Origin of the sequence: Novipirellula artificiosorum, from assembly GCF_007860135.1 — a bacterium.
GTDB lineage: Bacteria > Planctomycetota > Planctomycetia > Pirellulales > Pirellulaceae > Novipirellula_A > Novipirellula_A artificiosorum.
In genome coordinates this window covers 1,420,539-1,436,914 of sequence record NZ_SJPV01000001.1, presented here as the reverse complement: position 1 = coordinate 1,436,914, position 16,376 = coordinate 1,420,539, and the positions used below count along the sequence as shown (strand labels likewise).

8 protein-coding genes are annotated in these 16,376 nt (G+C 54.5%); 2 read left to right on the top strand and 6 right to left on the bottom strand.

What is annotated here, in order from left to right; translation table 11 throughout:
* Nucleotides 1-273 precede the first annotated feature (273 nt).
* Nucleotides 274-3,093 carry a DUF1549 and DUF1553 domain-containing protein gene (locus tag Poly41_RS05035; RefSeq protein WP_146524746.1) on the top strand — a complete coding sequence of 940 codons (2,820 nt, stop codon included), beginning with the start codon at nucleotides 274-276 and terminating at the stop codon, nucleotides 3,091-3,093.
* Nucleotides 3,094-3,176: 83 nt separating this feature from the next.
* Nucleotides 3,177-4,493 carry a DUF1501 domain-containing protein gene (locus tag Poly41_RS05030; RefSeq protein ID WP_146524745.1) on the top strand — a complete coding sequence of 439 codons (1,317 nt, stop codon included), beginning with the start codon at nucleotides 3,177-3,179 and terminating at the stop codon, nucleotides 4,491-4,493.
* A 564-nt stretch (nucleotides 4,494-5,057) separates the two neighbouring features.
* Here Poly41_RS05030 and Poly41_RS05025 read toward each other — a convergent pair.
* The 6 genes from Poly41_RS05025 to metH form a co-directional block, all read right to left on the bottom strand.
* Nucleotides 5,058-6,080, bottom strand: coding sequence for an SWIM zinc finger family protein (locus Poly41_RS05025; RefSeq protein WP_197231071.1), 1,023 nt, complete (start codon nucleotides 6,078-6,080; stop codon nucleotides 5,058-5,060).
* Between the two features lie 15 nt (nucleotides 6,081-6,095).
* A complete protein-coding gene (locus Poly41_RS05020; RefSeq protein WP_146524744.1) occupies nucleotides 6,096-8,822 on the bottom strand; it encodes a DEAD/DEAH box helicase in 2,727 nt (908 codons plus the stop codon).
* Nucleotides 8,823-8,952: 130 nt separating this feature from the next.
* Nucleotides 8,953-9,339: a hypothetical protein gene (locus Poly41_RS05015; protein ID WP_146524743.1), complete on the bottom strand. Its 387-nt coding sequence runs from the start codon at nucleotides 9,337-9,339 to the stop codon at nucleotides 8,953-8,955.
* A gap of 280 nt (nucleotides 9,340-9,619) precedes the next feature.
* Nucleotides 9,620-10,027, bottom strand: a complete 408-nt coding sequence (locus Poly41_RS05010; protein ID WP_197231070.1) for a hypothetical protein — start codon at nucleotides 10,025-10,027, stop codon at nucleotides 9,620-9,622.
* A gap of 355 nt (nucleotides 10,028-10,382) precedes the next feature.
* Nucleotides 10,383-12,416 (bottom strand): hypothetical protein, encoded by a 2,034-nt coding sequence (locus Poly41_RS05005; RefSeq protein ID WP_146524742.1) that lies wholly within the window; start codon nucleotides 12,414-12,416, stop codon nucleotides 10,383-10,385.
* Between the two features lie 38 nt (nucleotides 12,417-12,454).
* Nucleotides 12,455-16,156, bottom strand: a complete 3,702-nt coding sequence (metH, locus tag Poly41_RS05000) for a methionine synthase (protein WP_146524741.1) — start codon at nucleotides 16,154-16,156, stop codon at nucleotides 12,455-12,457.
* Between the last annotated feature and the right edge of the window lie 220 nt (nucleotides 16,157-16,376).

The window sequence follows — 16,376 nt, the reverse complement described above, 5'->3', positions numbered from 1 at the left end:
CACGACCTCCAAGCGGGAGCGGTGGTGTACTTCTCCCTTTGGGAGAGGTCGAGCGCAGCGAGGGAGAGGGTTCCTTGGCACCCAATTGACTTTGCTGCATACGACCACTTTCGAATCGTTGATACTTTCCATCGGTCTCCAAACCCCCACCGATTCGTCAGGCCCCCACACAGGGTATGTCGCTGGTATACTGGAGCGGCGGGTCGAGGAGCATGCGATGCTCGTCGGCGACGCATTCAAGTGGAAATGACGTCTATTAGGTGGGGTCGATCGATGGCTTTCGTTCAATCGAGGAGCGTTGTTTTTGTTGCGGCGTCCTTGCTGCTGCAATCAACATCATGGACGTTTGTCGCGCTTGCGGCAAACACGGCTGCGACCGTCGGGGGCACCGTGGAGCGAGACGATTTGCGATCGATTGCTCCGCTGAACCAACGGTTTGAATCGTTGGACAGCGACGAGGTTCCTGATTTTCAGAAACATATTGTTCCGTTGATCGGTCGGCTTGGCTGTAACGGTCGCGCCTGCCATGGTTCGTTTCAAGGGCGAGGTGGATTTCAACTCTCGCTGTTCGGCTACGACTTTCGGGCGGACCATGAAGCGTTGTTGGCCGAACACAGTGGCCGTGTGGACGTCGACGATGTCGATGAGAGTTTGATCCTGGCCAAGCCGACGGATGCAGAGATGCACGAAGGCGGGAAACGATTTGACGCGGGAAGTTGGCAGCATCACGTGCTGCGACGGTGGATTGACGCCGGGGCGTCGTTCGATGCCAACAAAATGCATACGCTTAGCCGCTTGGAAGTCACGCCCAGCGAAATTCACTTTACGAACCCCGATGAATCGGTCTCGTTATCGGTGATTGCAACTTGGCAAGACGGGACACGTGAAGAGGTCACGCCGCTGTGTCGTTTCAGTACCAATGATGATTCGATTGCGTTCATCGATGAATACGGCACGGTCACGTCCGGCATGAAAGGGGACACCCATGTTGTGATCTACTACGACAATGCCGTTGCGGCGATTCCTGTGTTGCGGCCAATCGGTACAAGGCAACATGCAGCCGCGACTGCGAAACAGCCTATCGATCAGCTTGTACTACGGAAGCTGGATCAGCTCGGAATCGTCTCTTCACCCAGTTGTACCGACGCGGAGTTCATTCGTCGTGTATCACTGGACATGACCGGTGTCCTACCCGCTGGCGATACCGTCCGAGAATTCTTGGCTGACGATTCACCCGGAAAACGCTTGGCACTCGTCGACGAACTTCTCGAGTCGCCCGCCTATGCCGCATGGTGGGCGACCCGGTTGTCGGACTGGACCGGAAACAGTGAAGAGCAATTGAACAATGCCTTGCCCGTTCGAGGTGCCGCATCACGATTGTGGCACCATTGGCTTCGCGTTCGACTTGAACAGAATATCCCCTACGACGAGATCGTTGCGGGGATCGTCGAAGCGCAGAGTCGCGAAGAGGATGAGAGTTACGTTCAGTACTGTGAGAACATGACCGAGGCATGCAAGGCTGGCAACGAGAATGTCTATGCCCAGCGAGAGGGATTGCCGTTGTATTGGGCTCGTCGGAATTTCCAGAAACCCGAGGACCGCGCCATCGGTTTCGCTTACACGTTCTTAGGGCTGCGGATTGAGTGCGCGCAGTGCCATAAGCATCCTTTTGATCAATGGTCAAAAGATGATTTCGATCACTTTGCACAGCTGTTTTCAACGATTCGCACGAATCCGAATCAAGTATCCCCACAGGCAAAAGCCGAGCGAAACGAATTGCTCGCTGAAGTGACCGGTGGCAAGAAACTGAGTGGTGGCGATTTGCGAAAAGCGGTTTATCAAGCGGCCGTAAAGGGAAAAACGGTTCCGTTTGGCGAATTGTATGTTGCCGATCGGTTTGTTTCGGAAAAGGTGAAGAAGGCTCGAGCATTGGCTAAGAAGCAGGGTCGCAAAGTGGACGATCTTCCGAATTTGAGCGGCAACATCCTTGGCCAAACCGCTCCGGTGATGCTGACCACCGACCCGCGTCCCGCACTGATGCGGTGGTTACGATCAGATGAGAATCCCTACTTTGCCAAGGCGATTGTGAATCGCGTCTGGAGCAACTATTTCGGCATTGGGATCGTCGATCCGACCGATGACATGAATATGGCGAACCCGCCAAGCAATGAGCCGTTGTTGGATCACTTGGCGACGGAGTTCATCGCGAGCGGTTTTGACTTGAAATGGCTTCACCGAGAAATCGTAGCGAGCGACACGTACCAACGAAGTGCCGAGACGAATCAGACGAATGTCGCCGATCGTACTAATTTTTCCCATCACCTTCCCCGGCGTTTGCCAGCCGAGGTCGTCTACGATGCGGTTGTGTTGGCGACCGGATCGGATGAGAAGGTGAGCGAACTTCGCACCGAACTCGACGCCATGGCGATCGCAGAGGGACTTCCGCGAGCGAGAAATCGCAGTGATTTTGCTTTACAGGTCTTTGGACAATCGATTCGGGAATCGAATTGCGACTGTGACCGCAGTAATGCACCCAGTTTGCTGCAGTCGATCTATTTGCGGAACGATTCGGACATGCATCGCCGATTGGCCGATAAAGACGGCTGGGTCGCTCAGGCGTGTCGTTCGTTGGGCGTCGACGGGCCCGATCAGCGAATCGACCCGCGAAAGATGGCAGCAGCTCGAGCGGCGGAAGGCTACCGAAAACAGATCCTCGCGAAGGTACGTCAGTTCAATGACACGCCGCTCGCGCGAAGGGCAAAGATGAAGCCCAGAGTCGAGCAGGAGTATCGCCGCGTCAAGAGCAAGTTTAATCAGTTTGGGTTCGAGATGCCTCCGCTTGCGCGACTCCTTGACAACCCCAATGCATGGAAGCAAGTCGAGCCTTCGGATGATTTGGCCAAGGGCATCCAAATCAAGGCAATCGATGAGCTGGTTCAGGATGCTTACCTGAGAACCTTGAGCCGGTATCCCGATGATCAAGAGCAGTCGATTGCATCCGAGTACATTGAGCAATCGGAGTCGAAAGCCGAGGGTGTCGAGTCACTACTTTGGGCTTTGGTGAATACGAAAGAGTTTATTATCACGCACTGAGTGGTTCGAGGACGACATTGGATCCGTTTTTGGGGGATGCACGCAAAAGCGTGAACCTCAGTCTTTTGGGAGAGAACGAAGTGATGAATACACACAGGACTTGTGATGGAGTTCGACGTCGCGACATGCTTAAGGCGAGCGCCTTGACGGTGGGTGGCTTGACGCTTTCCAACTACTTGCGGTTGGCCGAGGCGGGACAGATTGCGTCGGGCCGAGCGGAACGGGCTATTTTTGTCGAGCTCAGCGGCGGTCCGTCTCATTTGGACATGTTCGACATGAAGCCGAACGCAGCGGAGGAGATTCGAGGAACCTTCAAACCCATCGCGACCAATGTCCCTGGCATTCAGATTTCCGAACATCTTCCGAAGCTTGCGGCTTGTGCCGACAAGTATGCCATTCTGCGCGGTGTCAGTCACACGTTGGCGGCCCACCAACTTGGGCGTGAGTACGTCAATACGGGAAGCAAACCCTTGCCGTCGTTGGAGTACCCCAGTTACGGAGCGGTGCTTAGCAAAGAGCGACCCTCGGACGCAGAGATTCCCAGCCAAGTGGCCGTGCCACGCAGCAGTCAGGGCCCCGGCTTTTTGGGGATTCGCTACGCGGCGCTCGAAACCAATTCGTCCCCTCAGTTTGGACAGCCCTACAGCGTTCGAGGGATTTCACTTTCTGGTGGGATTGGCATTGATGAAGTTAAGCGACGGCAGGGGTTGCTCAAGAAACTCGATCGTCGCTTCGCAACCCTTGAAAAAGATGACCAGTTGCTGGAAGGCCTTGATCAATTCGGCGAGCAAGCCTATTCGATGATCACCTCCTCACGTGCCCGTGAGGCCTTTGACATCAGCAAGGAACCCGAGAGCTTTGCGAAACAGTTTGGCGAAGACGCGTTCGGGCAAAGCTGCTTGTTAGCGCTGCGTCTTGTCGAGTCTGGCGTGCGTTTGGTGAGCGTCCAACTGGGAGGCTGGGACACGCACCAAGATAACTTCACCAAGTTGAAGACGGTCAATCTACCGAAACTAGATGAAGGATTGGGCGGGTTGCTGGTGGGACTCGAGCAACGCGGGCTACTTGAATCGACAGCCGTGTTTGTTACGGGCGAGTTTGGGCGAACCCCAAAAATCAACAGCCGAAGTGCCGAGGGAGGCCGCGATCACTATCCGCGATGCATGTTCATGCTGATGGCAGGTGGAGCGGTACGAGGTGGCCAGGTGATTGGCGAAAGTGACGACACCGGATCGGGGCCGCGTCACGAAGGGATCTCACCCGACGACGTTGCCGCCAGCTTTTACCATAATCTCGGGATCGACCCAACGATGGAGTACGAATCCGGCACCGGCCGCCCGATCACGCTGGTCCGTAACGGCACCGTGATCCAATCGTTGTTTAGCGGATCGCAATCCTAACTGAGTTTGATCCTCAAGAGTGATTGTCCGCGGGCCTCGTTGGTTTTGTGGCTCATGGATGTCAAGGAGCGCCGACGGCGTTGGAGATTCCCCAATCCTGAATCGGCGATAGCGGGATTTGTGGAGGTGAGACCTATCGAAGGTGTTCTTAGCCATTAGCCGGTGGTCGGGTTAGTGCGAGAAACCGTAAGTTCCGTCTTGTTTGTGAGCCGACGGCTCATCCCCCCGTCGCACTGGACCCTTGTGTCCCTAAGCGACACCTGCGCGCCTGTTTTGATCCTGAAAAGGATCTCAGAAGGTAGACGGGGGTCGCTGCGAAGCGGCGCACCCCCGGTACACGTAACAACCAACAGGCCCGACCCTGGAAGGGTCGAAGATCACGGATCGCTGCGACCCTTCCAGGGTCGGAAGAGAGATTTTTCCTCGTTATCCGTGGGCATCGCTGCGCTCGGCCCACGGCTAATTGCTGACATGCCTGCGGCATGAAAGACAAGACAAATCCGTCAGTCATTTGCTTGGCATCCCAAGCGGTAAGAAAGGGGGCGTTCTGTGAGAGGCGTCTTCTCACTTCGACTTCTTCGCGGCCTTCTTTCGCTTGCGTTGAACCTTGGTTGTCTTCGCAACCTTCTTCTTCGCAACCTTCTTCTTTGCAACCTTCTTCTTTGCCACCTTCTTCTTTGTGACCTTCTTCTTTGTGACCTTCTTCTTTGTGACCTTCTTCTTTGTGACCTTCTTGCTTGGCTCTTCCTTCTTCGCTATCTCCTTCTTTTCCGTCGCCCTTTTCTTCGTACTCTTTCTGCCAACGACCTTTTTGCGGGTGACTTTCTTCTTTGCCACTTTTGGCTGGGGAACCGGTTGAGCCGAATTGGCTAGATCAATGCCAAAGATTGATTCTAAGTCGTTCGCATCGATACTCGACTGCTGATCGAGTCCCATGGCCTCGTTGACATTGACGGTCGATAACGACTCGGAAACCAAGTCGGCTTGGTCAACGCCGCGCAGAACAAACAACAGTTCGGGTGAGTGATCGAGCCGATGTCCGATTCCATACAGTACCGCAGCCAGATGCTTGCACAGCCCGGCCCAATCGGGGCAATCACAATTCATCTTGATTTCATCGCTGGCCGGGAACAGTCCCGTTTTCGGATCGGTCAACCGTTGCATCACCGAATCACTCAATGCTCCTCGCATCAAGTCAATGACCGAATGGATCGATGCGGCACTGTCACGACAAATTGCCTTCCAACGCAACGCATCCATTGGTTCGATTTTGATCGTGATCTTGTACAATTCGGACCCGCACACCATCGCATCGACTCGCCCCTTGGTGATTCGCAGGTGCGCGATCGACCCGTTGCGAGCATAGGTTCGGCCTCGGGGCAATCGATTGGAAAAGTCGCTGTACTTTTCCAAGTGGTCGCACCATCCTTTCCCCCAGAATGTGCTTGCAATCACGCGGCCGACATTCTCGACCGGGTCGAGTGATTCGTCTTTCTTCAGTTGTTTCTTTGCCTGTCTTTTTCCGTTTGCGATCCGCTGCCGAACTGGAACGTAAGGCTTCCAGTGGCCGTAGTCCCTCCATCCCATACTGAATTCCGATTTCTAAGAGGTGGTTGCTTTTTGAAGGTCCAACGCAACAAAACTCATGAGCTGTTCGTTTGACATTTCGGTCAATTCGATTTCACCGTCACTGCCAAACAGCTCGCGACTGATCTCCTTCTTGGCAGCAATCATATCATCGATCTTTTCTTCCAAGGTACCGCGACAGACAAATTTGTGAACGACGACATTCTTCTTCTGTCCAATCCGAAACGCACGGTCGGTTGCTTGGTCCTCCACGGCGGGATTCCACCACCGATCAAAATGGACCACATGACTGGCCTGAGTCAGATTCAACCCTGTACCGCCCGCTTTGACGGAGATCACAAAGAAAGGTGGTCCTGAATCCTGTTGGAACGTTTCGACCATCTTGTTGCGTGCTTTTGCTGGCGTCTTTCCTGTCAAGATCAAGCCACTCTTGCCGAAGACCTGCTGCAAGAACCCGGCCAGCGGTTGACACATGGATTGAAACTGGGTGAAGACCAGTACTTTCTCTTGTTTTTCAATCAGCGTTTCGCAGATCTGTTTTAACTCCGTCAATTTTCCGGATGCATCCCCTGCGAATTCTGGCTGTTTCAGATACAGCGCGGGATGATTGCAAATCTGTTTCAGTTGCATCAACACCGACAGCACCCTACCGCGGCGCTGCATTCCGGTTGCAAGGTCAAGCGATTGTTCAAGCTCGTGGACGACTTGCTTGTAGAGTGCCGCCTGCTTGGTCGAAAGCCCGCAATCCACCCGCATTTCCGTTTTGTCTGGCAAGTCAGGCACGACATTGGGATCGGTTTTCATCCGACGCAGGACGTACGGACGAATCAATTGGCGGATCGAGGCGAGGCGTTGGGAGAGGATTCTCGGATCGTCGGATTTGGCAAACTTCTTGAATTCGGCGGCGGAACCTAGCAGACCTGGAGAGCAAAAATCAAAGAGCGACCAAAGGTCACCTAAATGATTTTCGACGGGGGTGCCTGTCAGAATGAGTCGGCCTTCGCTGGGGATTGCCTTGATCGCTTTGGTTTGAGCGGCACCGGCATTCTTGATTGCCTGAGCTTCATCCAGGATCACCATTGCCCATTCCATTTCGGCAAGCCATTTTTCACGGCGGGCCAATCCATAGGTGGTTGCGACCAGATCATAGCCCGCCAGTTCCTGCGCAGGTGCCGCTGCGATCCTCTTCAACTCCGCAGCATCGGTCATCGACCGGTGAGAGATCCACATTTTCAAATCGGGGCCAAATCGTTGGACTTCGCGATGCCAATTGCCAAGCAGTGACGTCGGTAAGATCAGCAAACTCGGCTTGCTTTTTTTTCCGGACGACTGTTTCCGTTGCAGTAACCATGAAATCACTTGAATGGTTTTCCCGAGCCCCATGTCATCCGCCAAACAGACGCCTAGCCCGAGTTGTGTGGCAAACCAGAGCCAACGAACACCGTCTTGTTGGTAGGGCCGGAGTGTACCCTTCAATCGACGCTGCGGATCGATGTTGATCCTACCGCTCGGTTCACGAAGTTCATCGAGGGTTTGTTTTAACCAAGGCCCCGGTTCGAGACGTGTCCAGCTTCGAAGTTGATCATCAAAGGATTCATCACCGAGTGAGGCACCTGAGAGCATCCGCAAACCTTCCAGAAAGCCCACGCCAGTGACGTGCTGAGCTTGCAACTGCTTCCACTGGTCCAGAGCTGTTTGCAATTGTTCTTGATTGACTTGAACCCATTTGCCTCGCAACAGCGTCATGCCTTCGCGTGCCGCCATCAATTCCGCTAACTCCTGTTCGCTGAGCGGAATTCCATCGATCGATACGTTCACATCGAGATCAAGCGATTTCGGCCCACTCAACATCGATTGATTCCTGGAGCCAATCTTGACCTGGACTTGTGGTCGCGGGGGTTTCGACGCATTCCACCAATTGGGGACGCGGACAATCACGCCAGCGTCTTCCATTTGCGGCACACTGGATAGAAAACGGTACGCTTGTTGGATGCCCCATGCTTGGGGTGAAAACAGCGTTCGCGAATCAAGCATTTTGTCAATCAACTCGCACGTTTCGGCTGCACGAGAAACCGGAGCGAGCAAAGCATCCAGTTGCGTGGTGTCGTTTTCCGCGATCGATCGTTTGAGCGCTTCGGCGAGTGCAACATGTTTGATCACGCCGCCTGATTGGCTTTCGGTAAAGGTGGCGAGAAACGCAAAGGGCAGTTGAGGGTTCTTCTTGTTCTCGGCAAGATGAAACGTGACGCGTCCAATAAGATTCCAATCCGGCCTTAGCGAATGCAAATAATTTGCGAGTCCCCCTGGCTTAGCTGTGGCATGATGTTGAGTATGATCGTCAAGCAGCTGCCAAAGCGACTGCAGCAAGGCGACGGAGGCATATTCGAGTCCGCGCATCGGAGGTGCTGCGTCGAGGATCTCACGAAGGGAGGGTTCGTCGGGACATTGGGGGCTTTCCCAGCAATTGGCTGCCGGCGTCTGCTGGCGACAGAGTGATCGAAAGTAGCGATTGGTAAAGTCCCGCCAGAACTGAATCGACGGCGGCATTTTTCCGTCACACCGCGTCGAAACCAAATAGGCCAATCCCTCCACCGTCGATTTCGCAAACCGTTTGATCAATGCCGCGGGAACGCTTCCCCCTTGGCCGAACTTTGCATCGAGTGGATCGACTGGAACGATTCCGAGCGATCCGTTGGGACGGATGATGGCTTGATGGGACGGAGATTGGGGGCTTGTCGGCATACGGCTCGTGTCTTGTCGCGGCTTTGCAGGGGGACGAAGTGCGAAGCGAACGTGGCGGAGCCTCTCACCTTAAGATTTTCCACAACAGCCGTAAAGCTGGGAAACGATGCCCCTCGACACGCAGGCCTCTTCAAAAATCGTCCACGGCATACGCTTCGACCTCGAACGGATTCTCGCGATACCCGTCGCGGCCGCGCAGGTAAAGCACCGCAGAAAAGAGCAAGTACAGCGGCACGAACAGAGGTCCCCAGCGCTCGTATTGGCGAACATGCACCCGTTCATGGTTTCGCGTGATGTCCAGTGCTTCGCAAGATTGGCCAAACACGACGTGACCGAACGTCAGCGCGAAGGCAGGGACGACCATGCGTCTCAAAATCAAAGCGATACGCGGGCCGCTGATTTCGACCACTCCATGAACACACTGAAAACGGCCACCCAATAGCAGGCCGATCGAGATTCCGGTCAACGTGTAGGGGGAAGCCCAAAGGTAGGACAACCATCGAACAAGTCTGTGCACAAGATAGATCCAAAGCGGAGAACAGCCCGAATGGCGTCAGAGGAAGTGTACCATGGACCGTGCCATTCACGTCACCACTCCCGCGCAGAGGTCGTGCAGGTTTTGGCTACTCGAAAAACCCGGCCTGATGGGAAGCCTGCCTGCAAGGCAAGTGGGCGTAAAATGGCGAATTCCGCTACGCCAGCTTGGATTTGGGTTTGTGCGATGGAGTTTGGCCTTCAGGCGACTGCGGGATGCGCTCGTGCGGCTAAAGCCTGAACTCCAACCCCAGCTACCGCCTTTATGCGTCGGCGAGTTCTTCTTCCAGGTCCGCTTCGATGTCTGTCTCTGCTTCGTAGGCCTCATCCGCTTCGCTGTCGAGCTCAAGGACCTCGAATTGCTCGCGAGTCAATTGCACATAACCGAGCGAACGGATGACTTCGAGCACTTCGCTGCAGGTTGGGAACATTCGTCCGGCGGCTCGTTTGTAGTCGTCCATCGCCCGCATGAACTCGATTTCTTGTTCGTTGTAATCTCGTTCGCAGGTCGTGGGGTCGATGTGACGACGGCGTTGCTTTTTGCGACGAGGTTTTTCCATCATGCCCGTATCGACGGCCTCGGGGTTGCCCGATCGGCGGTCCAGGCTGCGGCGATCCATCGTGATGATGTTCTGGTCTTCGATTTGATCGGCTTCGTTCGCTTTTGGCATGATGGTGTCCCTATCGGTTGGAAGAACGCTGGCGAGACCGCAAGTGGCAAGCTGCGGTAAACGTTCTCAAGGAATCAGTGGTAGGTGTTGGGCCAAAAAAACATAGCACGCCGGTTGCGGGAACTTGCCCTTCTAAGGCAACTTTTCTGGCCAGAAAAGCTTTAACGATTGGCGAACAGAGACGCTTGTAACGATCCTAAGGACTGCACTGCGTCTAGCTAGGATTATTCGTGTCGCAGGTTGGTGTACCGCCTCTAAAGAAGACCCAACTTAGGGAGTGCCCGGTAGCAGTGACCACTCCGTGGTCGTTATCCTTGGTTTACCCATTTCCTAAGTGAGACGCTCTTTTGAGGCTTCATCGGCTCGAAACTTCACCGATATGCCGTTCAGGAAGAGGGGGCTCGCGGCCGATGGCAACACAAACCAATCCCCCGACCAGCACCGCGAAAACGAACCAGCGCAGATCATCCGCCCAAATCGACTTGAAGTCGGTATCCACGTTCGCTGCCATCGCAGCGACGGCTTGCTTGACTGCGAGCGATTCCTGCGACGTCATCCGTCGTGTTGAGACCCGGCCTTCCGCCAGCACTTGCGATTGATCGTCGAGTACTGTCAGGACTCCCTTGACCGGCATGATTCTGCCGCCCACGTTTTCGCAACGGGCTTCATAGGTGTAGCGTTCTCCGGTCGATTGGATCATCAGAATCAATTTCGACAACGCCATGCCATTTGCTTCGCCCAACCTCAATTCCACTTCTTCCTCTTCCACTTCCCTTTCCACTTCTTGTCCTTCATGCGATGGACGCTCCGTCTTCCCATATTCCATCCGCTTCGAAAAACGGATGGTCCATTGCGTTGTGGTTGGCGACGGTGCTACAACGGAGTGGATTCGAATGTTCTCGTTGTAGGTGAGATCGTTTCGTTGTCGTGGAAGATAGCCCCACGGATTGCAGTCGAGTGGTTGGTGCGTCCTTTCGAGGAGGGAGTAGATCTCGTGGTTAACTTCTGCACGGATCTGAGTCCCCGCCGACGAACCGGTCACCAAACCATCTTGATGGCGGATCAGATCTGCGATCTTTTCGCCTGTGATCATGAGGAACCGTTCCGATGTTGGCGGCGTCTGGCTTTCGGTGATCCAGCACTGTTGGCGATCAAAAACCGCCTTCAGGTGTCGGTCGATCAATGGAGTTCGATGTTGGCGTTTATCCTTGAACGAAAGGTCAACGGCATACGACACATCATGAGGTATTGAGTGATCCGTCCACTCGGCCAAGCTACACTTTTCTACGAGCGTTTCCCACTGCTCGCGATCGACACCTTCGTCGAACTCGATGACGTTCTCGAATCGCCCGTCCTGGACGAAGCGTTCTTTGCTGATCTGCTCCGCTTCGCTTTTCAACCACATCCAAAACTGGGATTCCACCTCCAACCAAGGATCCCCAAGCACGCGCTCGGCGTCGCTTCGAAACGAGTCTCGCCGCACTCCGCGATATAGCTTAAAAAACGTTTCGGGAGTGTATCGCTGCATCAGGAAGAGACAGAACGGCCCTCCGTGTGAATAGGTGGGTCCGCGTGATGCCCCATAGTATGGATGCTGGACCAAATCATCGATCCGGTGATGGCGATGAACGCTGCGATCTCGCTGTAGCGATTCGATCATCGCCTTGTCATCATTGCTCTGCGATTCCGCCCAACCTTCGACCAACAAATGCGGCGGATTTTGATCCGGACCGCTGAGGGTAAAGACCAGCGAGTGTGCGACCTCGTGACGATCGAGGGGGGTCAACGTCGCAGCATCTTCGTTGCGGCTGCAAAAGGCCCATGGCCCCACGGCAAAGCCATCAATGCCCAGGATCGATCCTCGTACCCAATAAATCATTTGTTGGGGCGGAGCTTGCCCAATCCGAGCTGCCATCTGCTCGAGATGCGCGTCCATTTGAGCGACGAGATCCCTCGGATTCTTTGATTGCCCCTGATCAAGCAGGACCACGTGGCGTCCCGTGACCGATCGATCAAGCTTAGCCAACGAAGCAGCGTGGAAAAACGAAGAAAGCCAACACGCCGACACTCGGTCGAGGGTCGTTACGCGATTTGGCAATCGATTTTGGAACGTCTCGACGCTGCTCAAGCGATGTACGCCAAACGAGGCAAGCGGGACGATTCCGATCAGCATCCAACCCACGACCGCAACGCGTCTGTTGCCTCGCCACAAAGACCGAAGCCCGATAAGGTCCAACCACAGCGACAGCCCGAACATCGTCGACAAACTCGCAACGGCCCACACGCCATGAGGCCGCAACCATTGGAGTCGCCAAAAACAATAGAAAAGCAAGGCCCAAAAAGCAAAGCAGACCCAGCTTGCCAGCGATAGGTAGATGATGCGTCGCATCACCGAATTGTAGCTTCTGCTGACCCGCAGCGGCACGGTCATTCAGGGTCGTAAGCCAAGTTGGGGCTGAGCCATCGTTCGACTTCTTTGATCGATTGGCCTTTCCGTTTGGCGTAGGATTCGATCTGGTCTTTGGTGACTCGGTCCACGGCAAAGTAACGAGATTCGGGATGACCAAAGTACAGACCGCTGACGCTTGCACCAGGTGTCATCGCATAGCTGCTCGTCAATTCAACCCCCGTGTTCTTTTCGGCATCGAGCAGTTCGAACAGCGTTTTCTTTTCGGTATGATCGGGGCAGGCGGGATAACCGGCCGCCGGCCGAATTCCGCGATACTTCTCGGCGATCATTTCTTCCTTGGTTAAGCCTTCCGCCGTTCCAAAGCCCCAGTCTTTTCGTGCTCGTTCGTGCATCAACTCTGCAAAGGCTTCCGCTAACCGATCCGCCACGGCTTGCACCATGATCGCTTTGTAGTCGTCCAGCTCCGCTTTGAACTTTGTGGCCAAGGCCTCTGCACCGATGCCCGCAGTGACAACGAATCCACCAAGGTAGTCGCTGCGTCCACTATCGACCGGAGCGACATAATCGGCAAGGGAACGATAATCCTTTTGCCCCTTGCGCTCCCATTGCTGACGAAGACAGTAAAGCCTCGTCAATTCATGCGAATGGGCCGCGTCGCTGTAAAGCACAATGTCATCATCATCACTGGCGGCTGGCCAGAATCCATAAACGGCATTGGCTTGAAGCGTCTTGTCGGCAATGATTTGATCCAGCAGCTGATTTGCATCATCGAAAAGCTCTTTTGCCTGGGTTCCCACCACCTTGTCATCAAAGATCTTTGGGTACTTTCCTTTCAATTCCCAGGTCATAAAAAAGGGAGACCAATCGATGTAAGGACGAATCTCTTCAAGGGGGAAGTCGCTCAATACCTTCACACCGGTAAATGAGGGTTTCTCGATTTGCACGGTGTCCCAATCGGTTGCAAACCGCTCTTCCAATGCTTCGGCATAGGTGACAAGCGTCTGCTTGCGATCTCGATAGCTGGCCGCCAACTGCTGCTGCAGCTTCTCGTTTTCGGCCATGAAGGTTTTCTTGTTTTCTTGACTGATCAGCTTTTCGACGACATTCACACTACGGCTGGCGTCCAACACATGCACCACGCCACCGTCGTAAGCAGGGGCAATTTTGACTGCGGTGTGTTTCGCGCTGGTAGTCGCGCCACCAATCAGTAGCGGGATATCCATCTTCTTGCGTTTCATCTCGCGAGCGACATGCACCATTTCGTCCAAACTGGGGGTAATCAACCCGCTGAGCCCGATGACATCGACATTATGTTTCTCTGCCTCTTCGAGAATCGTATCGCTCGAGACCATCACGCCCAGATCGATGACTTCGTAGTTGTTGCACTGCAGCACCACACCGACGATATTCTTGCCGATATCATGCACGTCGCCTTTGACGGTTGCAATCAGGAATTTTCCTCGCGCATCATCGTTTTCAACCCCTGCCTCGATCTTCTCTTGTTCCATGAACGGTTCGAGGTAGGCGACTGCCTTTTTCATGACCCGCGCCGACTTCACGACTTGTGGCAGGAACATTTTCCCGGCGCCGAACAGATCGCCCACGACGCTCATGCCGTCCATCAGCGGACCTTCGATCACTTGCAAACAGCGGTCGTAGTGCTGGCGAGCTTCTTCGGCATCTTCAACAATGTACTTGTCGATCCCTTTAATCAGGGCATGCTTCATGCGATCGGCTACCGCCGCGTCTCGCCAAGCCAAGTCTTCGCCGGACTTTCTCTTGCCCTTGCTTTTCACCGACTCGGCAAACTCGAGCATCCGGTCGGTCGCGTCGCTGCGACGGTTTAGTAGCACATCCTCGACACGTTCGAGCAAGTCCTTGGGGATCTCTTCATAGACTTCCAATTGGCCGGCGTTGACAATCCCCATATCCAATCCCGCGCGCACGGCATGATACAAGAACGCACTGTGCATCGCTTCGCGGACCGGATCGTTACCACGAAAGCTGAAGCTGATGTTGCTCACTCCGCCGCTTGTCTTTGCACCTGGACATACCTTTTTGATGCGACGAACGGCATTGATGAAATCGACCGCATAGTTGTCGTGTTCCTCAATCCCCGTTGCGACCGTCAAAATGTTCGGATCAAAGATGATGTCTTCCGGCGGGAAGCCGATTTCGTTGACCAGCAGATCATAGGCTCGCTTGCAGATTCGCACCTTATTCTCTTCGTCCGCGGCTTGCCCTTGTTCGTCAAAGGCCATCACGACCGCAGCCGCACCATATTGGCGCACCAAGCGTGCTCGTCGTAGAAACTCTGGTTCGCCATCTTTCAATGAGATCGAGTTGACAATCGCTTTGCCCTGAACGTTTTGCAAACCGGCCTCGAGAACCTCCCATTTGCTGCTATCAATCATCACGGGCACCGCAGCAACCACGTCATCCCCCGAGATCAAACGCAGATAACGAGTCATCGCCTCCACGCCATCGAGCAAGGCGTCGTCAAAGTTGATGTCGATCACCATCGCCCCGTTGAGGACCTGCTCGCGAGCAATCTCGACGGCTTCATCGTATTGTTCGTCACGAATCAATCGAGCGAATTTACGGCTACCGGCGACGTTCGTTCTTTCACCGATCATGGTGAACGGAATCTCGGGTCGCATCACCATCGGCAATTGGCCCGACAAACGGGTGTAGACGGGGCCGCTTGATTCTTGCTTGGGTTGCTTGCCCTGGACACGTTCCGCAATCGCTTGAATGTGTTCTGGGGTGGTCCCGCAGCAACCGCCAAGGATGTTGACCCAGCCGTTGTCGGCGTACTCGCCCACGATTTCCGCCATCGCCCGAGGGCCGAGGTCGAATTGGCCCATGTCATTGGGCAATCCCGCGTTGGGGTGGCAGCTGATGGGGATCCCCGTGGATTGTGACATCTCTTCAATGTGGCCGCGCATCACATCGGGTCCCAAAGCGCAATTCATCCCAATCGATAGCAGGGGAAAGTGAGCCAACGACGTGACGAAGGCCTCGACACTTTGGCCGCTGACAAACGTTCGGCCCCCTTTGTCAAACGTACCGCTGACCATGACCGGTACACGCCGACCGCCCGAGGCGAAGAACTCCTCGATCGCGAACAGACACGCTTTGAGATTCAGCGTGTCAATCGCCGTTTCCGGCATCAGCAGGTCTACGCCCGCTTCGACCAGCGAATCGACCTGAGCCCGGTAACTGTCTTTCATCTCGTTGAAAGTCGTGTCGCGGTGAGCGGGGTCTTCGACGTTGGTGCTGATCGCGGTCTGCTTGGTGGTCGGTCCAATCGATCCGGCGACAAAACGTGGCTTTTCAGGGGTCTGCTGGTTCCAGAAATCAACAGCGCTGCGAGCACAAGCCACCGCGGCGTGGTTGATTTCGTCGACCAATTCGAGCGGTAGGTCAAATTCAACCATTCCAACGGGCGAGGCCCCGAAGGAATTGGTTTCAATGATATCACTACCCGCCTTTAAATAGGCGTGGTGGATCTTGGTGATTTCCGCAGGGTGGGTCAGGCAGAGGATATCGGAGAAATTCTTCAAATCCTTGTGATGATTCGCGAAACGCTCACCACGCACAGCCGTTTCGTCGTACTTCAGCCGCTGGATCATGGTCCCCATTGCACCATCGAGCAGCAGGATTCGTTGGCGAACCAGTTCAGCGATCAGCGTATCAGTTGGCGTCGATTGAAGCATATTTCCGTGTGATTTCGTCGTTTGAATGCAAAAACGTGGGCTCTAACCCCAGTATCTTCTTCGTCTGTTCGCAGATTAACAAGGTGAACTGCCAAGAAACGGGGCATTCAATATTGCTCAGTCGGCCAACTTTGACTATTCCGCACATTCCGAAGGATCGGTAATGGCATCCTAAAGATCAAGACCGTTGCAGGCCGATCTAATTACCCGGAGTCCGGTA

Bases quoted from the DNA above. Each gene is read 5' to 3' on its own strand.
- Poly41_RS05035 (WP_146524746.1), top strand. From the start codon at position 274: ATGGCTTTCGTTCAATCGAGGAGCGTTGTTTTTGTTGCGGCGTCCTTG.
- Poly41_RS05030 (WP_146524745.1), top strand. From the start codon at position 3,177: ATGAATACACACAGGACTTGTGATGGAGTTCGACGTCGCGACATGCTT.
- Poly41_RS05025 (WP_197231071.1), bottom strand. From the start codon at position 6,080: ATGGGATGGAGGGACTACGGCCACTGGAAGCCTTACGTTCCAGTTCGG.
- Poly41_RS05020 (WP_146524744.1), bottom strand. From the start codon at position 8,822: ATGCCGACAAGCCCCCAATCTCCGTCCCATCAAGCCATCATCCGTCCC.
- Poly41_RS05010 (WP_197231070.1), bottom strand. From the start codon at position 10,027: ATGCCAAAAGCGAACGAAGCCGATCAAATCGAAGACCAGAACATCATC.
- Poly41_RS05005 (WP_146524742.1), bottom strand. From the start codon at position 12,416: ATGCGACGCATCATCTACCTATCGCTGGCAAGCTGGGTCTGCTTTGCT.
- metH (WP_146524741.1), bottom strand. From the start codon at position 16,156: ATGCTTCAATCGACGCCAACTGATACGCTGATCGCTGAACTGGTTCGC.